Origin of the sequence: Bacillus sp. RC252, assembly GCF_044909215.1 — a bacterium.
GTDB lineage: Bacteria > Bacillota > Bacilli > Bacillales > Bacillaceae_G > Bacillus_A > Bacillus_A mycoides.
The window spans coordinates 360,623-385,476 of record NZ_JBIYDV010000001.1 but is presented as its reverse complement, the minus strand read 5'-3'; the positions used below and the strand labels follow the sequence as shown (position 1 = coordinate 385,476).

Sequence of the window (24,854 nt, the reverse complement as noted above, 5' to 3'; positions counted from 1 at the left end):
ATGAATAAAGGGCGCGTTACGCAAATCATGGGTCCGGTTGTAGACGTTAAGTTTGATGGCGGAAAGCTACCAGAAATCTACAACGCCCTTACGGTAAAACAAAGCAACGAAAACGGAGCAAGCATTAACTTAACATTTGAAGTTGCACTTCATTTAGGTGATGACACAGTTCGTACAGTTGCAATGTCTTCCACAGATGGACTTGTTCGTGGCACAGAAGTAGAAGATACTGGTAAAGCAATCTCTGTACCAGTTGGTGATGCAACACTTGGTCGTGTATTTAACGTATTAGGTGATGCAATTGACTTAGATGGTGATGTTCCTGCGGATGTACGTCGTGATCCAATTCACCGTCAAGCGCCTGCATTCGAAGAGTTATCTACTAAAGTAGAAATTCTTGAAACTGGTATTAAAGTAGTAGACTTACTTGCTCCATACATTAAGGGTGGTAAGATCGGTCTATTCGGTGGTGCCGGTGTAGGTAAAACAGTATTAATTCAGGAATTAATTAACAACATCGCACAAGAGCACGGTGGTATCTCTGTATTCGCTGGTGTAGGTGAGCGTACTCGTGAAGGTAACGACTTATACCACGAAATGAGCGATTCTGGCGTAATTAAGAAAACTGCGATGGTATTCGGACAAATGAACGAGCCACCTGGAGCACGTCAACGTGTTGCATTAACAGGCTTAACAATGGCTGAACATTTCCGTGATGAGCAAGGACAAGACGTACTATTGTTCATCGATAACATCTTCCGTTTCACGCAAGCGGGTTCTGAAGTATCTGCCCTTCTTGGTCGTATGCCATCTGCGGTAGGTTACCAGCCAACACTTGCAACAGAAATGGGTCAATTACAAGAGCGTATTACATCTACAAATAAAGGATCTATCACGTCTATCCAAGCGGTATACGTACCAGCCGATGACTATACGGATCCAGCACCAGCTACAACGTTCGCTCACTTAGATGCAACAACAAACTTAGAGCGTCGTTTAACACAAATGGGTATTTACCCAGCCGTAGATCCATTAGCATCTACATCTCGTGCGCTTTCTCCAGAAATCGTAGGAGAAGAGCATTATGGAGTAGCTCGTCAAGTACAGCAAACTTTACAGCGTTATAAAGAGCTTCAAGATATCATCGCTATCTTAGGTATGGATGAGTTATCTGAAGAAGATAAGTTAGTTGTACATCGTGCTCGTCGTATTCAATTCTTCTTATCACAAAACTTCCACGTAGCTGAACAGTTTACAGGTCAAAAAGGTTCTTACGTACCTGTAAAAAATACAGTTAGTGGTTTCAAAGAAATTCTAGAAGGAAAATATGATGACCTTCCAGAAGATGCGTTCCGTCTTGTTGGTAGCATTGAAGAAGTTATTGAAAACGCGAAGAAAATGATGGCGTAAGGCCTTAGGAGGGACGAATTATGAAGACATTTCCAGTCAGTATTGTAACTCCTGATGGACCGGTTTACGAAAAAGAAGTAGAAATGGTAAGCGTAAAAGCAGAGAGTGGGGAAATGGGGATCTTACCAGGTCACATTCCAACTGTTGCACCTTTAAAAATTAGTGCGGTTCGTCTGAAAAATGGTGGGCACACTGATTATGTAGCAGTAAGCGGTGGCTTTATCGAAGTTCGTCCAGATAAAGTAACTGTATTATCATCATCTGCTGAAGAAGCAAACCATATCGATATCCATCGTGCAAATGAATCGAAACGTCGCGCTGAGCAACGTATGCAAGATAAACAAGCGCATGTTGACTTTAGACGTGCAGAAATGGCCTTGCAGCGTGCTGTGAACCGTTTAAACGTTTCTGATATGAAGTAAAAAAATCCGTAAGGGCTCTTGCCTTTACGGATTTTTTGTTGTGGATATAAATAAAAAGAGGAAAAAAACGCCTCTCTTTAGGTAGGAGAGAGCATCTAGCCGTGCATAGAAGCGGTCAGAGCCTTTTTTTGCCCCATGCCAAGTGAAAATCAAGAAATAAAAAGAATTGCAGGTTCGTTTTTTGTTATATACAGGTACGTGGATTCCGATGTTGTTACTAGGTGTATTCGCGTTTTTTGGTGAGGAAGGGAATGTATCGTTAACAATTGCTTTCTTTGTACTATTAGCTATTTCGATTGTTGTAATGATTGTGATGTATTTTTCTTATGCGATAACGTATTATGTTATGGTTGAAAATCCAAATTATAGCGTTTCACAAGCAATGAGAGAAAGTAAGAACGTTATGAAGGGACATAAACTAGATTTATTTCTTTTATCATTTTAGCCAAGAAGACTCCTTCCTCAAGGAACGCGAAGTGAGTAGGTGGGAGATGAATTGGCTTCGGACAAGGGATGGCAGGAAGCCATCTTAATTGTTCGACATACATAAACTGTTACTTCACTACCTATCAAATGTACGTTTGTTGTATAATAGGCACATATCGAAATGGGGGTGAAACGAATGATAATCAATAAAGCATATAAATTTCGTATCTATCCAAATAAAGCACAAGCGACCCTAATCAATAAAACGATTGGCTGTTCTCGTTTTGTATTCAATCATTTCCTATCTCTATGGGATAATGCATACAAAGAAACAGGAAAAGGTTTGACATATGGTACATGCTCTGCCAAACTTCCTGCCATGAAGAAAGAGTTTGTTTGGCTAAAAGAAGTGGATAGTATTGCGATTCAGTCTTCTGTTCGCAACCTTGCGGATGCGTATACACGCTTTTTTAAAAAACAAAATAGTGCCCCGCGTTTCAAGTCTAAGAAAAACAACGTACAATCTTACACCACAAAACAAACAAATGAAAACATTTCCGTTATAGGAAACAAAATAAAATTACCAAAACTAGGTCTTGTTCGATTTGCCAAAAGTTGTGAAATAAAGGGACGTATTTTAAATGCTACGGTTAGACGGAACTCTTCTGGCAGATACTTTGTGTCATTGTTAGTTGAAACAGAAGTGCAAGAACTTCCGAAAACAAATTCTTACATTGGAATGGATGTGGGACTAAAAGATTTCGCCATTTTGTCAGATGGAACAACCTATAAAAATCCGAAGTTTTTTCGATCGTTAGAAGAGAAGTTGGCAAAAGCACAGCGTGTTCTTTCTAGAAGAATGAAAGGATCTTCTCGCTGGAATAAACAACGAGTAAAAGTAGCTAGAATTCATGAATACATAGCAAATGCTAGAAAAGATTACTTGGACAAAATCTCAACTGAAATCATCAAAAACCACGATGTTATCGGTATAGAAGATTTGCAAGTATCTAATATGTTAAAGAATCATAAGTTAGCAAAAGCGATTAGTGAGGTATCATGGTCACAGTTTCGAACCATGTTGGAATATAAAGCGGAATGGTACGGCAAACAAATCATTGTCGTATCGAAAACATTTGCTTCAAGCTAATTATGTTCTTGTTGTGGATATCAAAACAAAGACGTTAAAAATCTAAACCTACGTAAATGGGACTGCCCTTCTTGCCTTACACACCATGATAGGGATATTAACGCAAGTATCAATCTAAAGAATGAAGCGATAAGGCTTCTAACCGCAAGGACTGCGGAGATAGCCTAATAAATTAGAGTTCAATAGAACTCTTTACTTAGGAATCCCCCACTTCTAAACGAAGTGAAAGTGGGGGTAGTTCAAGGCTTAGCTTCATAGGATGGGCTATTTTAGCAATTCTTACTCTTGGAATAGGATTTCTTTGGCTTAGTCCATATGTAGGTACAACGACAGCACATTTTTATCGCTATATTGCAAAAGGTGAATTGCAGTAGGGACGTGCTATACTAATAGAATTATTACGTATAGGAGGTTAAGTATGATTAGTGATTTAAAAGGAGAAGCGCTAGATTCACTGGAAGGAAAATGGGGCTTAGCTGTTGGGGCAACATTACTTATTTCGATTCTTACTTCAGCTTTTAGTTTTAGTATTCAGTTCCTTCTCTCTCAGGTTTGGGAGTGGAAAGAAGTGAATAGCTCACTTTCAATAGATGTTATTACAATATTGCTGGTGGGGCCTTTAACGCTAGGGGGTTATTGTTTAGCACTACATATAATTCGTGAAAAAGAAGCGCGTATTGGGCATATATTTAGATGGTTTACAGAAGGAAGTAAGTTTATAAAGTCATTTTTATTATATATAGTAGTAAACATTTATATTTTCTTATGGTGTTTACTATTTATTATTCCAGGCATTATTAAAGCATTTTCTTATGCGATGACGTATTTTATTATAAATGATCATCCTGAGTATTCAATAAATCAAGCTATTACAGAAAGTCGTCGTATGATGGCTGGACATAAGATGGAGTATTTCATTTTATGTTTAAGTTTTATTGGTTGGTTTATATTAAGTTGTATTACATTAGGGATTGGATTTTTATGGTTGATTCCGTATTTTTATACAACGACAGCAGCTTTTTACGAAGAGATTGCAGAAGAGTATTACGAAAAAAGAATTCCGACACTTTAAAAAACACCCAGTGTGAACTATTGGTTCATACTGGGTGTTTTTTGTAGAAATTTTATAAACTGTTTACTTGTTAGAGGTTTACTGAAATAGTAACCTTGCATGTATTTACAGTTGTTTTTTTGCAGAAACTTAAGCTGTTTTTCTGTTTCAATTCCTTCAGCAACGACAGAGAGATTTAAAGTATTTGCAAGGGAAAGGATAGTGGAAACGATGGCTCTTTCTTCAGGCCGATGATCGGCTAGTTGTGTAAATTCTTTTGGTACTTTTAATGTATCGATAGGGAAAATTGATAAATAAGCAAGAGAAGAGTAGCCGGTACCGAAGTCATCAATGGACGTTTGAATACCATATTCTTTTAATTGCTTTAGTCTCGATAATGTTTCTTTTTCATCAATCATCGCAATTCGTTCTGTTAGTTCAAGTGTTACATCTTTCGGGTCAATCTTAACGTCCTTTAGTATTCGTGAAATATTTTCGATTAATTGATTTTGTTGAAATTCTTTCGCTGATAAATTGACACTCATTTTTAAGTTTGTGTATCCAAAACTTTGCCATATTTTTAGTTGAAGACAAGATTCTCGTAGCACCCAATGTCCAAGTGGGATGACCTGCGGAGTCTCTTCCACAATTGGAATGAACTCACATGGTGAAATGTCACCTAGGAGCGGGTGTTTCCAACGTATTAATGCTTCAGCACCGATAATTTTATTTGCCGTCGTATCAATTTGTGGTTGATAGACGAGATAAAATTCGTTGTTTACTAAAGCGAGTGGCAAATCTTTTTCGATTCGAGCTTTTCGTTCCATTTTTTTATATAGTTCTTTCGTGTAAAGAGAGCTCCGATTTTTCCCTTTATTTTTTGCTTCGTACATGGCCATATCGGCATGTTGTAAAATAGACAGTGGGTCTTCGCCTGCTTCAGGGTATATGGCAATTCCGATACTCGGTGAGATTCGTAAATGTTGATTTTCGATTTCGAATGGTTCGTTCATGGCTGCTACAATCATATCAGCTATCTTCTTTACATCTGTCCTTTTTTGATAATTTTCGATAAGGATTGTGAATTCATCCCCAGCTAACCGAGCAAGTTTCATATTATGTGTTGATATTCGCTCGAGCCTTTTTGCTACTGCAATTAATAGAAGATCTCCTACCCGGTGACCGAGGGTATCATTAATAACTTTAAAGCGGTCTAGGTCTAGAAACATAACAGCAAAAGGGCTTTTCGATATTTTTGCTCGTGCAATTGCTTTTTCTAAATACTGATGAAATGAACGGCGATTTGCAAGTTCCGTTAAAGTATCGTGATATGCTAGGAAATTAATTTGTTCTTGTTGCTGCTTGCTTTCTGTAATATCTTTAATCATTAAATAGGCCCCAGAAATATGTTCCTTTAAAAAGATGGGAACAGCTGTAACAAGCAAGTAGTAAATATCTCTATTTTTATGATATGCCCGTATTTCTAAAGAAATAGATTTCCCTTTTTTCACTTGATGAAAGGTATTAATGATTTCTTCCAAATCTTCTTCATACATAAGTGAATAGTATGGTTGGTTTAATAATTCATTCGTTTGATAACCGAGTAAAGTAGTTCCAGCGTTGTTCACATTGAGAAAATTACCGTACAAATCTAATGTGAAAATTGGATCTGGATGATGCTCGTATAAAGATTTAAACATTTGTTGGTTATGATATAACTCATTTTTTTGTTCTACTAAATCTTCTGTACGTAGTTCGATTTGTTTCTCGAGTTCTAAGCTGAATTGCATTTGTGCTAGCAATAATATTTTATTTTGTCTTCGAACTAACGTATGGCGTATGAGAACGAAGGCGAAAGTTACCATAAGTCCAATTACTACGATAGGTGCAAAAACATTTTCGACCAATATAAAAACAATAAGCATCACGACAGAAATATACGGTAATGATAATCGGATTGATTCACCAAATTGAGGAGTTAGTAATATTTGTTCTTGTTTTTCGGGCTCTTTTGTGTGAAGTATACAAGCGATTGCTACTAATACTAAGGTTACTTGATATAATGGAGCAACTGTGAACATAGAGTGCTCGGGCTGGAAATATTTTATATAAGCATAAATAGCATCCGTAGTAGCATACAAAATTAAAGCACTGCCAAGAAGAGCGCCAACTTGTTTTGGTAGTAAGAATAATGGTCTGAATAAAAGGTTGATTCCTATTAAAAGAAAGAGTAAATCAGCCATTGGATACATGAGTTGAACAAATATGTCGATATATGATGTTGTAAAAATATGAATGGTTCTTTCAATAAGCAAATAGTAGCTTAAAGTAAATTGAGCCGTAACAATAATACAAATATCACATATCGTAAAAAGCTGTTCCAATAAGTCTCGGCCATAAATAATTTCATATAGAAAGGCAAATGCAAAGCTAATTAAAAATAATAAGTAAAAAAAGTCTGATGGATCAACGAATGTATAGTAGTCATGCAAAATTAAGCGTTGATAAGCAACTATTATATCACCGATGAAATAAGAGAAGGTTCCGATAGTTAATATTATCCAAAATAAACGTGCTAATCCTTGTTTTACATTTGAAAAGTAAAATATATAACTGCAAATTGTAATATCAATTAATATGGTACTTATTCCAGTCAAAATTTGAAATGGAAGTGCGTATTCATATAAAAAGGGCATTGATACGTAATGAATAGTTATATACAACAATGAAATGCTTATAAGAATACTTACATGTGTTTGTTTTTTCATTTATATCACCCACTGTATATACATAAGAACCACCTTTTTGTAGTTTATGTTTTTTATGATTGCTTGAAAACATATAGAATTTCTATATTTATTTTACACATTTATTATGAGTTGTAAAAATAGATTTGCTCAGCAAGTATTAATTGTTGTTTCTGCTCCCAATATATCGACATAGGAATTTGAAGTTTGCTATAATGAATTAAATAGTTTCATTATTTAGAAAAATTTAAAAATAATAAATGATGCAAGTAAGACATATTGTTTACTATGTGAACTTGTTCTTAATTCAGGGGGGAGGGTTTCACAATGGCAAGTGTATATGAAAATAGTTATATGATCGTTTTGATTTTCTTGCTATTAGGTATATTGCTGCCGGTAGTGGCTCTTACATTAGGGAAAATGCTGCGTCCAAACAAACCGAGTGCAGCGAAAGCGACGACGTATGAGAGTGGAATTGAGCCTTTTCATGATGCAAATATTCGGTTTCATGCTCGTTATTATATTTTCGCTTTATTGTTCGTCATCTTTGATGTAGAAACTTTATTTTTATACCCATGGGCTGTTGCATATGACAAGCTTGGTTTATTTGCACTGATCGAAATGCTAATTTTCGTTGTGATGTTGCTAGTTGGATTAGCGTATGCTTGGAAAAAGAAGGTGTTACAATGGTTATAAATTTTGAGGAATTACACCCACAGGAGCGAGCGGAATTAGAAAGAAATATCTTTTTTTCTACATTGGAACAGTTGAAGGGATGGGCGCGGAGCAACTCTTTATGGCCGATGACATTTGGACTGGCATGCTGTGCGATTGAAATGATGGGAGTAGGTTCATCACATTACGATTTAGATCGATTTGGGTCATTTTTTCGGACTTCACCAAGACAATCGGACGTCATGATTGTGTCAGGAACGGTAACGAAGAAAATGGCACCTATTGTTCGGCGCCTATATGATCAAATGCCTGAACCGAAGTGGGTAATTGCGATGGGATCTTGTGCAACAGCCGGTGGTCCGTATGTGAATTCGTATGCTGTTGTGAAAGGTGTAGATCAAATTGTACCAGTTGATGTGTATATTCCTGGATGCCCTCCAAATCCTGCTGCTTTAATTTATGGAATTAATAAATTAAAAGAAAAAATTCGTTACGAGGCGAGGACCGGGAAGCAGGTGACGAATAAATGAGTGATCCAAATAAAGACTTAGAAAGTATGAAAAGAGAAGCAGCCCGTCATGCGAAAGAGGAAGCGCGAAAACGTCTTGCTGCGAAACATGAGGCGGAAATGTCTAAACTTGAAGGAGAACATCGAGAAAAAGAGAAAGCGCTACCAAAAGATAAGGGGATTAATGTAGAAGAAGCAAAGGCGAAAGCTGCAGCAGCTGCAAAGCCAAAAGCAGCGGTATTAGCGAAGCAAAAGCGAGAAGGATCAGAAGAAGTAACGGACGAAGAAAAAGCAAAAGCGAAGGCGAAAGCCGCAGCAGCCGCAAAAGCAAAAGCAGCGGCACTAGCGAAGCAGAAGCAAGAAGAGTCAGAAGAAGCCACGGAAGAGGAAAAGGTTAAAGAGAAGGTAAAGGCTGCAGCAGCCGCAAAAGCAAAAACAGCGGCACTAGCGAAGCAAAAGCGAGAAGGATCAGAAGAAGTAACGGACGAAGAAAAAGCCAAAGCGAAGGCGAAAGCCGCAGCAGCCGCAAAAGCAAAAGCAGCGGTATTAGCGAAGCAGAAGCGAGAAGGATTAGAAGAAGTAACGGACGAAGAAAAAGCCAAAGCGAAGGCGAAAGCCGCAGCGGCTGCAAAAGCAAAAGCAGCGGTATTAGCGAAACAAAAGCGAGAAGGATCAGAAGAAGTAACGGACGAAGAAAAAGCCAAAGCGAAGGCGAAAGCTGCAGCAGCCGCAAAAGCAAAAGCAGCGGCATTAGCGAAACAGAAGCGAGAAGGATCAGAAGAAGTAACGGACGAAGAAAAAGCCAAAGCGAAGGCTGTAGCAGCTGCAAAAGCAAAAGCAGCAGCGTTAGCGAAGCAGAAAGCCTCACAAGGTGAGAGGGATTCTGGAGATGAGAAAGCAAAGGCAATTGCAGCCGCGAAAGCGAAAGCCGCTGCTGCGGCAAGGGCAAAGGGATCTGTAAATAAGATAGAAGACGAACTGCAGCAGGAAGAACCATCAGTTAACCAACCATATTTAAATCGCTATGTGGAGGTTGTTAAGGAGAGGGTAGGAGAATATGCATTAGTAGATTCTTATATTAATAAGCTTTCAAAAGATGTTCCAACGCTTGTGGCGGAGCCTTCGAAATATTATGAAGTGATGGAATTAATGCGATTCCATGAGGGGCTTGCTTTTGATTATATGTCAGAGCTACATGCGACAGATTTTGTGACACATATGGAAGTATACGTTCATTTATTTTCATATGGAAAGAAACAGTCAGTAGCAGTGAAGGTAAAGCTGGATAGGGAAGCGCCACAAGTGAAATCGGTGACGCCGCTTTGGAAAGGGGCAGATTGGCCGGAGCGTGAAGCGTATGATTTGCTCGGTATTATATTTGAAGGTCATCCTAATTTATCTCGCATTTTAATGCCGGATGATTGGGTGGGGTATCCGCTTAGGAAAGATTATGAACCGTATGATGTGGAGGTGTAGCTTGTGATCCGTACGGAAGAGATGCTCTTAAATGTAGGGCCGCAGCATCCGAGTACACATGGTGTGTTTCGGCTTGTGATTAAGATTGACGGAGAAATTATTAAAGAGGCTACACCGGTTATCGGATATTTGCATCGCGGAACAGAAAAGATAGCTGAGAGCTTGCAATATACACAAATTATCCCGTATACAGATCGAATGGACTATTTATCAGCAATGACGAATAATTACGTCCTTTGCCACGCTGTAGAGACGATGATGGATCTTGAGATTCCAGAGCGTGCTGAATATTTACGGGTGCTTGCGATGGAGCTTGGGAGAGTTGCGAGCCATCTCGTCTGGTGGGGAACGAACCTGCTTGATATAGGAGCGGTTAGTCCATTTTTATATGCCTTTCGTGAACGAGAGATGATTATAAATTTATTAAGTGAATTGTGCGGTGCAAGGCTTACTTTCAACTATATGAGAGTCGGCGGCGTGAAGTGGGATGCACCAGACGGCTGGATTGAAAAGGTGAAAGAGTTTGTTCCGTATATGAGAGAGCAGTTGGAAGGGTATCACGACCTTGTTAGCGGAAATGAAATTTTCTTAAATCGTGTGAAAGGCGTTGGCGTATATAGCGCGGAAGAGGCGATCTCGTATTCTTTAAGTGGCGCAAATTTGCGGTGCACGGGAGTCCACTGGGATCTTCGCAAAGATGAGCCGTATTCTATTTATGATCGTTTTGACTTTGATATTCCTGTTGGGATCTCGGGAGATGCTTGGGATCGCTACGTTTGCCGGATGGAGGAAATTGAGGAGTCATTGAAAATTATTGAGCAAGCAGCCGAGCAGTTCCCGAAAGACGGCGCTGTGCTGGCGAAAGTGCCGAAAATTATTAAAGCACCTAAGGGAGAAGCGTTCGTCCGTATAGAGTCACCGCGGGGAGAGATTGGCTGTTATATTGCTAGTGATGGAAAGAAAGAGCCGTACCGCTTGAAATTTCGTAGGCCGTCTTTTTATAATTTGCAAATCTTACCGAAGTTATTGAAAGGTGAAAACATCGCCAATTTAATTACGATTTTAGGTGGGGTTGATATTGTACTTGGGGAGGTTGACGGCTAATGATTGAGACGCTCTTACAATCACCTTCAAGCTGGACGAATTTCTTCATTTTTTTCGGATTAGCGGTGCTTCTATTATTTGCAGTCCTTGGCTTCGTTACATACGGTATTTTGGCAGAACGGAAAGTGATGGGATTTATGCAAGGGCGGATTGGACCAAACCAAGTTGGGGGCCGGTTCGGTTTACTTCAAACGGTAGCTGATGTTTTGAAACTATTATTAAAAGAAGATAGTATTCCGAAAGCTGCAGATAAACCGTTGTTTATATTAGCACCTGTTATTGCATTCGCACCAGCATTTATGGTACTTGCGGTTATCCCATTTACTGATAAATTTCAGTTCGCGGATATTGGCGTAGGGTTACTGTATTACATTGCTGTTTCTGGGATTACGACGATCGGCGTCGTAACTGGGGGATGGGCATCAAATAATAAATATTCCCTTTTAGGAGGGATGCGCGCAGCAGCGCAAATGATTTCTTATGAGATTCCACTTGTGATGAGTGTAATTGGCGTCGTTTTGTTAGCTGGTAGTCTTAACTTGAATGAAATTGTAGCGGCGCAGGAAAAGGTATGGTACATTTTCGCACAGCCAATCGGTTTCGTCATTTTCTTAATCGCGGCAGTTGCAGAGTTAAATAGGACACCGTTTGATTTACCCGAAGCGGAGTCAGAACTTGTTTCAGGATACCATACGGAATACTCAGGTTTTCGATGGGCGTTTTTCATGCTTTCAGAGTATGTGTATTTCTTCGGGATGTCATCTTTAATTACAGTACTCTTTTTAGGAGGCTGGAATCCAGTTATGTTCCTTGGGTTTATTCCAGGAGCCGTATGGTTTGCTTTGAAATTCAGCAGTGTGGTCTTTCTATTGATTTGGTTCCGCGTTACGTTCCCGCGCATAAGAGGTGACCAGTTAATGGAGTTTGGTTGGAAAGTATTATTACCAATCGCACTTGCAAATATTTTCTTAACGGCATTGATTAAGGAGCTATTCTTCTAATCTATAAAGGGGGTGCCAGTAAGAGATGAAAGGACTATTTAAAGGGTTAAAATATACGCTTAGTAATTTGAGTAAGAAAAAGGTGACGTATGATTATCCAAATCAACCGTTGCCATTACCAGACCGATTTCGAGGTATTCAAAAGTTTTATCCAGAGAAATGTATTGTTTGTAATCAGTGTTCCAACATTTGTCCGACAGATTGCATTCAATTAACAGGAAAAAAACATCCTGATCCTACGAAAAAAGGGAAAATTATCGACACGTATGATATTAATTTTGAAATTTGTATTCTTTGCGATTTATGTACAGAAGTTTGTCCGACAGAGGCGATTGTAATGACAAATAACTTTGAACTTGCAGAGTATTCACGTGATGATTTATTTAAAAATCTGCAGTGGCTTGACGAGAACGACGAGAACATCAGGAAGGAGAATAAAGCATGAACGGCGAGTTTGTAGCTTTCTTTATATTATCCTTGTCTGCGATTATCGGCGGCGTTCTTATGCTGAATTTAACGAAAGTAATGCATATGATGCTGGCCCTTGTACTTACGTTCCTTAGCATTGCGGGTTTGTACTTTCTCTTATCAGCCGAATTTATCGGAGTGGCACAAATTTTACTTTACTCTGGTGCAATCACTATTATTATGATTTTTGGCATTATGTTAACGAAACATAACGCGGAAAATGAATCGCGCCTTACTCTTCGAAAATGGATTATCTTCTTTGCGGTTGTAGCATTTGGAGCAGTTATGTATTTCGTTGTTAATAGTATCGATTTTTCAAATCAAAGCACACAAGGAAGTTTACCTCTCCATGAAAATAACACACTTCAAATCGGTACACTTCTCTATTCAAAATATATTATTCCATTCGAATTAACCTCAGTTATTTTACTTGTAGCACTTGTAGGAGCGATTATCCTTGCGAAGAAGGATGAGGGAGAGGAGGATTCCCATGAGTAGCGTTCCGGCTTCTGCGTATTTAACACTTGCGATTATTTTGTTTTGCATCGGCTTATTTGGAGCTTTAACAAAGCGAAATACAGTAATTGTACTAGTTTGTATCGAATTGATGTTAAACGCCGCCAATTTAAATCTAGTAGCGTTTAGTAAATTAGGCTTGTTTCCGAATTTAACAGGACAAATTTTTTCGCTGTTTACGATGTCTGTAGCGGCAGCGGAGGCAGCGGTAGGTCTTGCAATTTTGATTGCTTTGTACCGTAATCGCCCGACAGTTCATGTAGATGAGATGGATACGCTCAAAGGATAGCATTGTGACCGAAAAGGGGGAAGGAAACAATGATCGATTATGCATGGCTCATACCGCTTTTCCCGCTTGTTTCGTTTTTGTTACTTATTGTGTTCGGGAAGAAAATTAGAGAGGGAAGTAGTGTACTAGGTATTTTCTTTACCTTTCTCTCCTTTATATCCGCGGTAGTGGTACTAATAGAACGATTTTCATCCGAGGCAGTGAAGCATAAGTGGGTATGGCTTAGGGTAGGAGATATAGACATATCATTTGGTTTTGAAGTTACCGCATTAGGGGCTTTAATGTTGTTTATCGTTACACTTGTGAGTTTTCTTGTACATGTGTACTCAAAAGGTTATATGAAAGGTGACACCAGATTACCAACCTTTTATGCATATTTAGGGCTCTTTACCTTTGCGATGCTTGGGCTAGTTATATCGACGAATTTATTACAGCTTTATATATTTTGGGAGTTAGTCGGCCTTGGTTCGTTTTTACTTATCGGTTTTTATTTCTTTAAAGAAGAAGCGAAGGCTGCTGCGAAAAAGGCTTTTATTATGACACGCATTGGGGATGTTGGGCTATTTATTGGGATGATATTAATTTTTTGGCACGCAGGTAGTTTTGAATATGACGCGATTTTTAAAGCGATTCATACGGGCGACCTGTCTCCTTCTATGATTACAATAACGGCGATATTAATTTTTATCGGTGCGATGGGGAAATCGGGTCAGTTCCCGCTTCATACATGGTTGCCAGATGCAATGGAAGGACCGACGCCTGTTTCGGCGCTTATTCACGCGGCAACGATGGTTGCAGCCGGCGTATATTTAGTAGCGACGATGTTCCCGCTATTTTCAGCAAGTGCGGTAGCGATGCAAACTGTGGCAATCGTTGGGGCTTTCACCGCAATCTTTGCGGCCTCTATTGGTCTAGTACAAACTGATATTAAGAGGGTTCTTGCTTACTCTACAGTTAGTCAGCTCGGGTATATGATGCTTGCGCTAGGCTCGGCGGGTTATGTAGCTGGTATCTTTCACTTAACGACACACGCCTTTTTTAAAGCATTATTGTTCCTGGCAGCAGGAAGCGTAATTCATGCAGTCCATACGCAAAACATTAATAAAATGGGCGGTTTACAGAAAAAGATGAAAGTAACCGGTGCACTATTTTTAATAGGCACACTTGCAATTAGTGGTGTTCCTCTGCTTTCCGGATTTTTTAGTAAAGATGAAATTTTAGCGGCGGCTTGGATGAATGGCAATTACTTTCTATTCGTTTTAGCAGTAATTGCGGCATTTCTAACAGCATTTTATATGTTCCGTCTATACTTTCTTGTTTTTACAGGGGAAACGAAGACGGAGGAAGAGGTGCATGAATCACCTCGCACAATGACGTATCCGATGATTGTCCTTGGTGTTCTTGCGGTAGTGGCAGGTTATATAAATACACCGTGGTTCGGAACGTTTCTTGGGGATTGGCTTACGAAAGATATAGGATTCCAGGTGAAGGAAGTGCATGGACCTGTTTGGATTATGGTTGTTGCGACGCTCGTTTCATTTGCGGGAATTGCCCTTGCATATTTCATATACGGCAAGAAATCTATCTCTAGAGATTGGGCCGGCGGAGAAGGGACGCCTCTTTATAACCTTTTGAAAGGAAAATATTATGTGGATGAACTATACAATGTGACGGTGCTTCCTATTACGAAAGGAATCGCTCATGTGCTTCGCTTATTTGAAGTATACGTTGTAGAAGGAATCGCAGTTTTAATTACTGGATTGGTTAAAGGTATGAGTGGTCTAGGATCGCGGCTTCAAAACGGGAATGTACAAGTGTACGGAACTGTAACAGCAGTTTCGCTCGCAGTTCTCCTAATTATTTTGTTATATACGGGAGGGGATTTACGGTGAATGGATTGCTATTAACGTTCTTCATTTTTTCCCCGCTTTTAGGAATTCTCTTGCTTTTATTAACGCCGAAACGAGAATCGCGTACAGTGCAGGCGCTTGGTTTATTCGGAACGGCGCTTCCATTTGGAATTGCTATCGTTCTTGCTTGTACATACGCTTCAGGAAAGAGTTTATCGATATTTGATGAAAAAGTGAAATGGATTAAATTTGGGGATTTCACAGCAGTGGACAAAAGGTGGTTTTCAATTTATTACGAGCTCGGAATTGATGGTTTATCGCTTGTAATGATGGTGCTCACAGCCCTTCTAGCGATGCTTGCAGCTATTGCGGCATTTTCTATTAAAAGAAATTTGAAAGCATTCTACATGCTGTTACTCATGTTAGAAATAGGTATGCTCGGTGTCTTCGCTGCTCAAAATTTAATGTTGTTCTTCATGTTCTTTGAGATTACGTTGCCACCAATGTTTTTATTAATTGGCAAGTGGGGGAAGTTGTCGAGTGAAAAGGCTGCATATAGTTATTTAATATATAACGGTATTGGATCAGCTATTTTACTTATCGTTTTCTCGGTTTTATTTGCGAAAACAGGTACAACAAATATTGCGGAGCTTAAAGAAATATTAACGAGTGTAGGTGCTGGGGGAGGAATGGCCGTCTCAAGTAGCGTACAGTTCGGCTTGTTTCTTGCCATAATGATTGCTTTTGCGATTAAACTCCCTGTTTTCCCTTTGCATCGCTGGATGGTCAATGTACACATAGAAGCGCATCCTGCTGTAGTTATGCTTCACGCGGGGGTTTTGCTGAAGATTGGCGCGTACGGTATTGTTCGCTTCGGGAAAGGATTATTCCCAGAATATTTTCGTGATTTTGCAACGCTAATCGCGATTTTAGGGGTAATTAATTTATTGTATGGAGCCTTTCTAGCACTCATCCAAACGGACTTTAGAAAGGTACTTGCTTACTCTAGTATTTCGCATATGGGCATTGTATTAATGGGGCTTGCGGCGTTAAATGCACCAGGTACACAAGGGGCATTGTTCCAAGTTGTGTCTCACGGTTTAATTGCGGCCTTACTCTTCTTCTTGCTTGGCATTATTGAAGAGCGTTTCGGGACTTCGGATATTACAGCACTTGGTGGACTTGCAAAAAGTGTTCCGGTGCTTAGCGGTTTCTTCCTAGCGGGCGGTATGGCATCGCTTGGAATGCCAGGGATGTCCGGATTTATTAGCGAATTCCTTGCCTTTCTCGGTTTATTCCAAGGGAAACCTGTTATCGCCGCCGTCGGTGTAATTGGAATTATTTTAACCGCTGTATACGTATTAAGAGCGACACTTCAAGTGATATTTGGTAAGAAAGAATGGGAAGCGAAAATTGATATACACGGATGGGAGTACGTTCCTGTTATAGTGCTTATCGTTTGTATTATTGCAATTGGGGTAATGCCAGAACTACTAGGGGATCCACTTCAAACTACATTGAAAACATTGGGGGTGAAGTAGGATGGATATGAACACGTTACTTAGCTTATCATGGCATCTCATGGTACCAGAATTCATTATTCTCGGGGCAGCCATCCTTCTTTCCATATGTGATTTGTTTTTTAAGCTGAACCATAGGTACGTTGCGATTGGTGCAATTGCCGCTGCCTTGTTAGCGATAGTGTCATTAATGACGCTATATAGCGAACCGGCAGGAGATATTTTAAATGGATCGTTTGTACTAGATGGATTTTCAAAAGGATTTAAAACGTTGTTATTAGGCGGAGCAGCTCTCGTTTTATGTATGGCAATAAGCGATGACAAGAAGGAGCCTATTCAAGATAAAGGGGAATATTATTATTTGTTTTTAATGGCGCTTCTTGGAGCGATGTTCATGGCGTCTAGCGTTGATTTCATCACATTGTTCGTTGGTTTAGAGTTGCTTTCGCTTTCTTCCTATATTTTAGTAGGAATCCGAAAAAGAAACCGCGCATCGAATGAGGCTGCAATGAAATATGTCATTAACGGAGGAATTGGAACAGCAATTACACTCTTTGGAATGAGTTATTTATACGGTATTACAGGGTCGACCAACATAGTGGAAATGCAAAAGGTATTTACGCAAGGATTGGCTGGGGGCATTCAGTTATTGTTAGCTCTCGCATTTCTACTTTTGCTCGTTGGACTCTCATTCAAAATTGCAACAGTGCCATTTCATATGTGGGCACCAGATGTGTATGAGGGAGCCGCTACACCTGTCACTGCTTTTCTCGGAACGATTTCTAAAATTGCTGGTTTTCTACTCATTACGCGTTTGTTTCTTATGGTGTTTGCAGGTGTGGCAATCCAAGGAGACGCACAATCTTTGTACGGGCGTATGAGTATATACATTGCGGTACTAGCTAGTATTACGATGATTGTTGGGAACGTAGTAGCATTAAAGCAATACAACGTAAAACGTCTATTTGCCTATTCAGGTATCGCGCATGCTGGGTATTTGCTAGTCCCTCTTGTAGCGCTATCACAGTTTACGATGGATAGTATGTGGTTTTATATGCTTGCATATATGCTTATGAATATAGGAGCATTTGCAATCATCCACGGATTAATCTTACAAAATGATAAGGAAAACATGACGATTTTTACAGGGTTATATAAGCGATCCCCCTTTACAGCTATAGTGATGACGGTCTTTATTTTATCGTTAGCTGGAATACCGGGGACAGCAGGTTTCATCGGGAAAATTAACATTTTTTTAGGGGCACTTCATGTTGAACCTGCTCATTACGTATTAGCTTCTATTATGATGGGGACGACGGTTATTTCATTCATATATTATTTCCAAATATTACAGCAAATGTTTTTCCGCAAGGGAGAGACAGAAGAAAAGCTCCGATTACCGTTAAATATAAAGATTGTCATGAGTCTTTGCGCAATTTCAATTGTAATACTAGGGATTATGCCGATGATTGGTTACAATTTCTTTTATGAACATTTTCCATTAATGAAGGATTTCTTCTTCTTGGGGAACGTGGTACAATAGTGGAAATAAAAGGTGTAGAGTCCGTACTCTACGCTTTTTATTTTGGAGTAACAACAAATGAAAACGTCTATAGGTATATGTTTTCCGAGAGGAAATTACGATGTAAGATGCTTATTTGCGTTTGAAAAAGTGTGGCTCCTACTTATTTATGGTATCGTTTTTTACATTTTGCGTAAGTAGTAGCCAAGCAAAAAAGGGGTCGATTTTTTGGCACATCTTTTAGGGCAACAAGCACTGATTGCCATTGTTTCGCATTTATTGTTTATTACCATTACGTGGTGGGCCTTACAAGGTATTCACATTGAGCGCTTAATGAAGTCTGGAAAAGTGATGCAGACGAGAGTATTACTTATCCTAATTACAATTGCAATTGGGACATCTGTAAGTAACTTTTTCCTTGATTATTTAGGCTATTCAAAGAGTTTAACGTATTTAGTAAAGTAAGTGTATAGAACCTCGTATCTCCGTTAACAATGGGGATAGGAGGGGATGAAATTGAAGTTTAAAGCCATTCTTATCGTTATCGTAAGTGTTGTTTTATTTTTGGTTGGATATAAAGAGATGAAACCTATAAGCGATGAACAGAAAATGGAGAGCATGATTGCAGCTTTAGAGAAGAACGATGCAAAAGTAGAGCGGTGGTCATGGTTAGCGCGAGAAACGAAAACAATTTCTAATATACATACGTTTCAAAAATTGTTAAACGATGTGAAGGAAGAGGCAAACATCGAAGGTTGGGAATTAGAACAATCTCCAGATGGATATAAGGCTACATCCTATAAAAAATCTTCTTCACATGAAGAACGAATAGTAGTAACTTGGAGTAAGGAAAATACTAAAGAAAACACTTTTATTATTTTTGAAGTGAGCGGGGCGAAATGGGACCCGAAGTACGTTCAGAACATAGATAAAATTTTTAGTGAAAAACCTATAATTTACACTTGTGTTCAAGGTGTACTGAATGATAAGATTGAAGGTGTTTTGCAAAATAAAACCAATCAGGTTTTGAAAGATCTTTCAGCAAGAGCGATCGAACAGATAGAAGAAAGAGCATTTGTATCAGTCTCCGCATATAATAAAAAGTGGAATGACGCTCTTTCAACAAATAGAGAGAAAATAAATGTGCAAATAGCAATACGTTCTACAAACAACAAAGATACAATTGTGGTTGGCACACCGATCATAACTTCTGAGTATTGAGTGAATAGATACTGAAAAAAGGACACGGAGGGGAATAATTTGGAAAAGATCATCGTCCGTGGCGGAAAGCGGTTAAGCGGCACAGTGCGTGTTGAGGGCGCAAAAAATGCTGTATTACCTATAATCGCTGCAGCCCTATTAGCGAGTGACGGAAAGAATGTACTATCTGAAGTACCAGTATTATCTGATGTATACACAATTAACGAGGTATTACGTCATTTAAATGCTGAAGTCGTATTTGAAAATAACCAAGTAACAATCGATTCTTCTAAAGAATTAAACATTGAAGCACCATTTGAGTATGTACGTAAGATGCGTGCATCTGTTCAAGTAATGGGACCATTATTAGCACGTAACGGTCGTGCTCGTATTGCACTTCCTGGTGGATGTGCAATTGGTTCACGTCCAATTGACCAACATTTAAAAGGCTTCGAAGCAATGGGAGCGAAAGTAAAAGTTGGTAACGGATTTGTTGAGGCACACGTAGAGGGCGAACTAAAAGGAGCTAAAATTTATTTAGACTTCCCAAGCGTAGGCGCGACAGAAAACATTATGTCTGCAGCTACATTAGCAAAAGGGACAACAGTCCTTGAAAACGCAGCGAAAGAGCCAGAAATCGTTGACTTAGCTAACTTCTTAAATGCAATGGGAGCGAAAGTACGCGGAGCTGGAACTGGAACGATTCGTATTGAAGGCGTTGAAAAATTATATGGTGCGAACCACCCTATTATTCCTGACCGTATTGAAGCAGGAACATTCATGGTTGCAGCGGCAATTACAGGTGGAGACATCTTAATTGAAAATGCTGTGCCTGAACATTTACGCTCAATTACAGCGAAAATGGAAGAAATGGGTGTTAAAATTATTGAGGAAAATGAAGGTGTACGTGTTATCGGCCCAGATAAGTTAAAAGCGGTTGATATTAAAACTATGCCTCATCCAGGTTTCCCAACAGACATGCAATCACAAATGATGGCATTATTACTACATGCTGATGGAACAAGTATGATTACAGAAACGGTATTCGAAAACCGCTTTATGCACGTTGAAGAATTCCGTCGTATGAATGCTGATATTAAAATCGAAGGTCGTTCTGTAATTATGAACGGTCCAAGTAGCTTGCAAGGAGCTGAAGTTGGCGCAACTGATTTACGTGCAGCAGCAGCATTAATCTTAGCTGGTTTAGTATCAGAAGGTTATACTCGTGTAACAGAGTTAAAACATCTTGACCGCGGTTATGTAGACTTCCATAAGAAATTAGCTGCATTAGGTGCAACTATTGAACGTGTAAACGAAAAAGTAGAAGAAGTGAAAGAACAAGAAGTTTCTGATCTTCACGCTTAATTGAAGTAGTCTCTATGTCTTTTGACATAGGGGCTTTTTTTTTTTGGGTTATTACTGTTATAGTCAATAAATTCTATACTTATGCACGTCTCAGTAAAAATATTTAGAAAATTTTGTTTTATTCCACTATTTGCGGTCAGTAAAACCCCACTGATTATAGTTTCACTTTATAACGATACCCCCAAGTATGTTCTAAAAGATCCCGTATTTCCATAAGAATGAAAGGAATCCAACTTTATATTGGGGGAATAGGATGAAATTTTCAAAGCCACTTTTCATTACAGTAGCGCTCTTAATAGCGCTCGTTATCATTGTACCTGCTTCTCTTGTTATTCCGTTTGCGAAAGCAAAAGTAGGGGAAGAAGCAGCTTCTAAAACTCCTCCAGCGATAGAAAGTATACCAGCTCCAGGGAAAGTGGATACAGCGGTTCAAGTTGCTGTATATCGTGATCAGCAGAAGAAGGTAGAGACATTGCCTATGGAGGAGTATGTGGCCGGTGTAGTAGCTTCTGAGATGAATGCCAGCTTTGAAATAGAGGCGCTAAAGGCGCAGGCATTAGCAGCAAGAACATTTGTAGTGCAGCGTATGCTAAGCGGAGGTAAGAAAAACAATGCGGACGTGACAGATACGGTGAAAGATCAAGTGTACAAAAGCAAAGAGGAATTGAAGAAACAATGGGGTAATAACTACGAAAATAATTTAAAGAAAATTGAGGAAGCCGTTTCGAAAACCGCAGGACAAGTTTTAACGTATGATGGAAAACCAATTTCAGCATCCTTCTTCTCAACGAGTAACGGACGAACAGAAAATGCAGCTGATTATTGGGGAAATGATTATCCGTACTTAAAGAGTGTAGATAGTCCGTGGGATCAAGCCTCTCCAAAATTTACGAGTGAGCAAAAATTCACAGTAGCTGATTTTCAAAAACGTCTCGGTGTGAAAGTACTAGCAAACGGAAAGGTTGGTAATATTAAAGACCTTACGGAAGGAAAGCGAGTAAAGGATGTAGAGTTTCAAGGAAAAACATTAACAGGAAAACAAGTTCGTGAAAAATTAGACTTACGCTCCTCAGACTTTACGTGGAAACAAGAAGGAGATAACATCACCGTTACAACGAAAGGGTTCGGTCACGGCGTCGGTATGAGCCAGTACGGCGCGAATGGTATGGCAGCGGAAGGTAAGAAATATACAGAGATAGTCGCTCATTACTATAAAGGCATTGAAATAAAGACGATGAATGATTATGAAGGAAAGTTGATGGTGAAGAAGTAGGTGTCAGGGGTTTCCTGATACCTACTTCTTTTTTGTTTAAAATATCATAATTTTCCATTAATTGTTTGGTATAATAGGATAAAAACATTTGGAGGAGACGGAATGGCGCTACTGGAGTTGAAACAGTTAGGGAAGACGAACCAGTTACCGGCAATTGAGCTAGAGGTTGAGAAGGGACAATGTGTTGTTTTGCAGTGTAATAACCATACAGCTAAAGTGTTGCACCGCATCATTATCGGTGAAGAAGAAGCTTCAACTGGGAATGTACTATTTGAAGGCACAGCGATTGGAAAGAAGAATTATTCCCGCATTGGTTTTTGTTTTTTGAAAGATGAAGCATACGATCGTTTGAAGGTGAAGGAGTACTTCAAGTTTATATTAGGGCTTTATGAATCCAACATGAGTATGGAAGAAGTAGTACAATATGTCGGTCTCCTAGACAAGTTGAACGTTAAAATAGAAAAATTGTCATTTTCAGAGAAACGCCGTCTTCATCTTGGGCGAGTTATGATTCATAATCCGGATTTAGTTATTTTAGAAGAGCCAGAGCAAAATGTAGATACAGAGAGTACGATTATTATTCGAAAAGCGATTATGAAAATGAAAGAGCAAGGAAAGGCGATTTTTATTACGTCTTCTTTCTTGTCAGACGCTCTTTCGTTAACAGAAGATGTATACATATTAAATAACGATGGTGTAAAAAAAGTAGAAATAGAGCAAGAAGAAGCTGAAGAAGTAGATGAAGAAAAAGTAGTTCAAATGATTCCGCAAATGAAGTTAGAAAGAATTCCAGCGAAAGTGAATGATAAAATCATTTTACTGGATCCGATGGAGATCCATTTCATTGAAACGCAAAACGGAGTGACGCATATTCATGTGCGCGAAGGAGATTTCGTATGTGCATTAACATTAAGTGAATTAGAAACAAGATTAACAGGATTCGGATTTTTTAGATGTCATCGCTCGTACCTCGTTAATTTACAAAGAGTACGAGAAGTTATTACGTGGACTCGGAATAGTTTTAGCTTAATTTTGGATGACGAAAGAAAAAGTTCAATCCCACTTTCAAAAGGAAGAATGGATGAGCTAAAAGGTGTAATTGGGATATAAAAAATGCTCCGATAAGCTCAAAATACGATTCATTCAACAGTAAAAATACTCCTTTTACTGGTATTTTACTGCGTAAACCCTTTGTTTTTCATATGATTGAGTCAAGAAAAGCGAAACAATCAAATCGAAACTTGCGAAAGCAAATTTCATCTATAAAAGAAAAACAAAGGGGATGACGAAATGACATTGGCAATTGAAATGAAAGATGTAATGAAAAGTTTCGATGGAAAAACGGCCCTTCGAAATGTAAATATTGAGGTAAAGCAAGGAGAAATCTTTGGATTCCTCGGACCGAGTGGATCTGGGAAAACGACAACCGTAAAAATATTAACATCCCAATTGCTTCATAGTATTGGAACGGTAAGAGTGTTGGGGAAAGACATTACAGGACCAAGCAGCATCGATTACAAACGAATCGGCATTTTAACAGACAATAGCGGCTTATACGAAAGACTTAGCATTTATGATAACTTACTATTATTTTGTGACTTATACGATTGCAAAAAAGAACGAATTGATGAAGTGTTAGCACAAGTGAACTTATTGGATGATAAAAAAACACAAGTGAAAAAATTATCAAAAGGAATGAAGCAGCGTGTCACGCTAGCGAGAGCGATCCTTCACAAACCAGATATCCTCTTCTTAGATGAACCAACATCTGCACTTGATCCAGTAAACGTACAAAACATTCATAAAATCTTAAAAGACTTAAATAAAGAGGGAACGACGATTTTCTTAACGACTCACAATATGGACGAAGCAGAAACGCTTTGTAACCGTATTGCCTTTCTGTGCGGCGGAGAAATTGTAGCTCTTGATACACCAGAAAACCTTCGCTTGCAATATGCGAAAGACCAAATACAAGTTGTGTTAAAAGATAAGCAAAAAGAAACGGTACAAAAAGATGAATTAGGAGCAAAACGCATTTCAGAATGGATGAAAAAAGGCGAATTGCTATCTATTCATTCACACGAACCAACGTTAGGCGATATCTTTATTGAAGTTACTGGGAGGGGATTATAATGACGTTTTCGATGAGAAGATTTTCAGCGATTTTTTGGAAAGAGGTACAGGATATTAAAGCAAATGCATCTGTACTTGTAATGGCAATACTTCCAATTATATTTGCTTTTGTTTATGGACAGATGGATGGGCCGAAAGATGAAATATCTAATATGGTAACTTTAATGGCTTTAACAATGGTAGGAAGCTTTGTTCAAGCGGCTTTAATTGCAGAAGAAAAAGAAAAGCATACGCTACGTGTGCTGATGTTATCACCAGCATCATCGTTAGAAGTGTTACTAGGAAAAAGCGCATTAACAGGTCTTATTACATTTGCAATTTGTTTTAGTAACTTCGCAATTTTAGGTGTAGTAAAGGGGAATATTCCATTAATAGTGCTATTTTTACTTATTAGTATATTTTTCTTTCTTATGTTAGGTACGGCGATTGGATTAATAGCTAAAACAACAGCATCAACATCAGTAGTAGGTATGCCAATCTTATTTATTTTCCTTCTAGCTCCAATATTAGGAGTTTTTTTAAAAAATGATTTTGTAAAAAAAATGATTGATTTTCTTCCAACGAAACACCTTGCGGATGCAATGCCGAAGCTAATGAACGGAAAGGGATTATCAACTGTTAGTGGTGATTTAATAAATATAATAATTTGGTGCGTACTTTCTATTATTCTTTGTATTATCGTTTATAAAAAGAAACAACTAGACTAAAAAACTGAGCTGAAACGCTCAGTTTTTTCCTTTTTCTATCA

General features: G+C 38.8%; 22 protein-coding genes and 3 pseudogenes. 24 read left to right on the top strand and 1 reads right to left on the bottom strand.

What is annotated here, in order from left to right:
* From atpD to ABH960_RS01965, 6 genes and pseudogenes are all read left to right on the top strand, one after another.
* A complete protein-coding gene (gene atpD, locus ABH960_RS01990) occupies positions 1–1,410 on the top strand; it encodes a F0F1 ATP synthase subunit beta (RefSeq protein ID WP_002139020.1) in 1,410 nt (469 codons plus the stop codon).
* 20 nt (positions 1,411–1,430) lie between these two features.
* Entirely contained in the window at positions 1,431–1,832 is a 402-nt protein-coding gene (gene atpC, locus ABH960_RS01985) for a F0F1 ATP synthase subunit epsilon (protein WP_002016279.1), read from the top strand.
* 181 nt (positions 1,833–2,013) lie between these two features.
* Positions 2,014–2,268 (top strand): annotated as a pseudogene (locus tag ABH960_RS01980) (DUF975 family protein); the annotation flags it as partial.
* 186 nt (positions 2,269–2,454) lie between these two features.
* Positions 2,455–3,576, top strand: a pseudogene (tnpB, locus tag ABH960_RS01975) (IS200/IS605 family element RNA-guided endonuclease TnpB).
* Positions 3,577–3,653: 77 nt separating this feature from the next.
* Positions 3,654–3,782 (top strand): annotated as a pseudogene (locus ABH960_RS01970) (DUF975 family protein); the annotation flags it as partial.
* Between the two features lie 44 nt (positions 3,783–3,826).
* Positions 3,827–4,480: a DUF975 family protein gene (locus tag ABH960_RS01965; RefSeq protein WP_404442331.1), complete on the top strand. Its 654-nt coding sequence runs from the start codon at positions 3,827–3,829 to the stop codon at positions 4,478–4,480.
* Between the two features lie 17 nt (positions 4,481–4,497).
* Here ABH960_RS01965 and ABH960_RS01960 read toward each other — a convergent pair whose 3' ends face one another.
* Entirely contained in the window at positions 4,498–7,227 is a 2,730-nt protein-coding gene (locus ABH960_RS01960; protein WP_404442328.1) for a putative bifunctional diguanylate cyclase/phosphodiesterase, read from the bottom strand.
* A 306-nt stretch (positions 7,228–7,533) separates the two neighbouring features.
* Here ABH960_RS01960 and nuoA point away from each other — a divergent pair, with 306 nt between their 5' ends.
* The 18 genes from nuoA to ABH960_RS01870 all read left to right on the top strand — a co-directional run bounded on the left by nuoA (position 7,534) and on the right by ABH960_RS01870 (position 24,813).
* The gene (gene nuoA, locus ABH960_RS01955; protein ID WP_000179270.1) at positions 7,534–7,902 is read left to right on the top strand and encodes an NADH-quinone oxidoreductase subunit NuoA; all 369 of its coding nucleotides are present in this window, start codon (positions 7,534–7,536) and stop codon (positions 7,900–7,902) included.
* Positions 7,893–8,411 (top strand): NADH-quinone oxidoreductase subunit NuoB, encoded by a 519-nt coding sequence (gene nuoB, locus ABH960_RS01950; RefSeq protein WP_002089729.1) that lies wholly within the window; start codon positions 7,893–7,895, stop codon positions 8,409–8,411. Before nuoA ends, nuoB begins: the two co-directional genes overlap by 10 nt.
* Complete coding sequence (locus ABH960_RS01945) at positions 8,408–9,865, top strand: NADH-quinone oxidoreductase subunit C (protein ID WP_404442324.1); 1,458 nt, start codon at positions 8,408–8,410, stop codon at positions 9,863–9,865. The genes nuoB and ABH960_RS01945 overlap by 4 nt, the downstream gene beginning before the upstream one ends.
* A 3-nt stretch (positions 9,866–9,868) precedes the next feature.
* Positions 9,869–10,969: an NADH-quinone oxidoreductase subunit NuoD gene (nuoD, locus tag ABH960_RS01940; RefSeq protein WP_033731107.1), complete on the top strand. Its 1,101-nt coding sequence runs from the start codon at positions 9,869–9,871 to the stop codon at positions 10,967–10,969.
* On the top strand, positions 10,969–11,970 hold the full coding sequence (gene nuoH, locus ABH960_RS01935) for an NADH-quinone oxidoreductase subunit NuoH (RefSeq protein ID WP_002068471.1): 1,002 nt from the start codon (positions 10,969–10,971) through the stop codon (positions 11,968–11,970). Before nuoD ends, nuoH begins: the two co-directional genes overlap by 1 nt.
* Before the next feature lie 25 nt (positions 11,971–11,995).
* Positions 11,996–12,415, top strand: coding sequence for an NADH-quinone oxidoreductase subunit NuoI (nuoI, locus tag ABH960_RS01930; protein ID WP_002016193.1), 420 nt, complete (start codon positions 11,996–11,998; stop codon positions 12,413–12,415).
* Positions 12,412–12,936: an NADH-quinone oxidoreductase subunit J gene (locus ABH960_RS01925; RefSeq protein WP_404442319.1), complete on the top strand. Its 525-nt coding sequence runs from the start codon at positions 12,412–12,414 to the stop codon at positions 12,934–12,936. Before nuoI ends, ABH960_RS01925 begins: the two co-directional genes overlap by 4 nt.
* Positions 12,929–13,243: an NADH-quinone oxidoreductase subunit NuoK gene (nuoK, locus tag ABH960_RS01920; protein ID WP_000100081.1), complete on the top strand. Its 315-nt coding sequence runs from the start codon at positions 12,929–12,931 to the stop codon at positions 13,241–13,243. Before ABH960_RS01925 ends, nuoK begins: the two co-directional genes overlap by 8 nt.
* 29 nt (positions 13,244–13,272) lie before the next feature.
* Positions 13,273–15,135: an NADH-quinone oxidoreductase subunit L gene (gene nuoL, locus ABH960_RS01915; protein WP_404442316.1), complete on the top strand. Its 1,863-nt coding sequence runs from the start codon at positions 13,273–13,275 to the stop codon at positions 15,133–15,135.
* Entirely contained in the window at positions 15,132–16,634 is a 1,503-nt protein-coding gene (locus ABH960_RS01910) for an NADH-quinone oxidoreductase subunit M (RefSeq protein ID WP_404442313.1), read from the top strand. The genes nuoL and ABH960_RS01910 overlap by 4 nt, the downstream gene beginning before the upstream one ends.
* A gap of 7 nt (positions 16,635–16,641) precedes the next feature.
* Positions 16,642–18,156 carry an NADH-quinone oxidoreductase subunit NuoN gene (gene nuoN / locus ABH960_RS01905; protein WP_002192256.1) on the top strand — a complete coding sequence of 505 codons (1,515 nt, stop codon included), beginning with the start codon at positions 16,642–16,644 and terminating at the stop codon, positions 18,154–18,156.
* A 207-nt stretch (positions 18,157–18,363) separates the two neighbouring features.
* The gene (locus ABH960_RS01900) at positions 18,364–18,600 is read left to right on the top strand and encodes a DUF1146 family protein (RefSeq protein WP_002016201.1); all 237 of its coding nucleotides are present in this window, start codon (positions 18,364–18,366) and stop codon (positions 18,598–18,600) included.
* A gap of 51 nt (positions 18,601–18,651) precedes the next feature.
* Positions 18,652–19,356, top strand: a complete 705-nt coding sequence (locus ABH960_RS01895; RefSeq protein WP_404442310.1) for a YwmB family TATA-box binding protein — start codon at positions 18,652–18,654, stop codon at positions 19,354–19,356.
* 39 nt (positions 19,357–19,395) lie between these two features.
* Entirely contained in the window at positions 19,396–20,700 is a 1,305-nt protein-coding gene (murA, locus tag ABH960_RS01890) for a UDP-N-acetylglucosamine 1-carboxyvinyltransferase (protein WP_002068497.1), read from the top strand.
* A 253-nt stretch (positions 20,701–20,953) separates the two neighbouring features.
* Positions 20,954–21,973, top strand: a complete 1,020-nt coding sequence (gene spoIID / locus ABH960_RS01885) for a stage II sporulation protein D (protein ID WP_404442307.1) — start codon at positions 20,954–20,956, stop codon at positions 21,971–21,973.
* A 102-nt stretch (positions 21,974–22,075) separates the two neighbouring features.
* Positions 22,076–23,083, top strand: coding sequence for a LytTR family transcriptional regulator DNA-binding domain-containing protein (locus ABH960_RS01880; RefSeq protein ID WP_404442304.1), 1,008 nt, complete (start codon positions 22,076–22,078; stop codon positions 23,081–23,083).
* Between the two features lie 180 nt (positions 23,084–23,263).
* On the top strand, positions 23,264–24,106 hold the full coding sequence (locus tag ABH960_RS01875) for an ABC transporter ATP-binding protein (protein ID WP_404442301.1): 843 nt from the start codon (positions 23,264–23,266) through the stop codon (positions 24,104–24,106).
* Complete coding sequence (locus ABH960_RS01870) at positions 24,106–24,813, top strand: ABC transporter permease (RefSeq protein ID WP_061673793.1); 708 nt, start codon at positions 24,106–24,108, stop codon at positions 24,811–24,813. Before ABH960_RS01875 ends, ABH960_RS01870 begins: the two co-directional genes overlap by 1 nt.
* Positions 24,814–24,854: the final 41 nt, after the last annotated feature.

Bases quoted from the DNA above. Each gene is read 5' to 3' on its own strand.
- spoIID (WP_404442307.1), top strand. From the start codon at position 20,954: ATGAAATTTTCAAAGCCACTTTTCATTACAGTAGCGCTCTTAATAGCG.
- nuoH (WP_002068471.1), top strand. From the start codon at position 10,969: ATGATTGAGACGCTCTTACAATCACCTTCAAGCTGGACGAATTTCTTC.
- nuoK (WP_000100081.1), top strand. From the start codon at position 12,929: ATGAGTAGCGTTCCGGCTTCTGCGTATTTAACACTTGCGATTATTTTG.
- ABH960_RS01960 (WP_404442328.1), bottom strand. From the start codon at position 7,227: ATGAAAAAACAAACACATGTAAGTATTCTTATAAGCATTTCATTGTTG.
- nuoI (WP_002016193.1), top strand. From the start codon at position 11,996: ATGAAAGGACTATTTAAAGGGTTAAAATATACGCTTAGTAATTTGAGT.
- ABH960_RS01870 (WP_061673793.1), top strand. From the start codon at position 24,106: ATGACGTTTTCGATGAGAAGATTTTCAGCGATTTTTTGGAAAGAGGTA.
- ABH960_RS01875 (WP_404442301.1), top strand. From the start codon at position 23,264: ATGACATTGGCAATTGAAATGAAAGATGTAATGAAAAGTTTCGATGGA.
- ABH960_RS01965 (WP_404442331.1), top strand. From the start codon at position 3,827: ATGATTAGTGATTTAAAAGGAGAAGCGCTAGATTCACTGGAAGGAAAA.
- nuoN (WP_002192256.1), top strand. From the start codon at position 16,642: ATGAACACGTTACTTAGCTTATCATGGCATCTCATGGTACCAGAATTC.
- ABH960_RS01880 (WP_404442304.1), top strand. From the start codon at position 22,076: ATGGCGCTACTGGAGTTGAAACAGTTAGGGAAGACGAACCAGTTACCG.
- ABH960_RS01945 (WP_404442324.1), top strand. From the start codon at position 8,408: ATGAGTGATCCAAATAAAGACTTAGAAAGTATGAAAAGAGAAGCAGCC.
- atpC (WP_002016279.1), top strand. From the start codon at position 1,431: ATGAAGACATTTCCAGTCAGTATTGTAACTCCTGATGGACCGGTTTAC.
- atpD (WP_002139020.1), top strand. From the start codon at position 1: ATGAATAAAGGGCGCGTTACGCAAATCATGGGTCCGGTTGTAGACGTT.
- nuoA (WP_000179270.1), top strand. From the start codon at position 7,534: ATGGCAAGTGTATATGAAAATAGTTATATGATCGTTTTGATTTTCTTG.
- nuoB (WP_002089729.1), top strand. From the start codon at position 7,893: ATGGTTATAAATTTTGAGGAATTACACCCACAGGAGCGAGCGGAATTA.
- nuoL (WP_404442316.1), top strand. From the start codon at position 13,273: ATGATCGATTATGCATGGCTCATACCGCTTTTCCCGCTTGTTTCGTTT.
- ABH960_RS01925 (WP_404442319.1), top strand. From the start codon at position 12,412: ATGAACGGCGAGTTTGTAGCTTTCTTTATATTATCCTTGTCTGCGATT.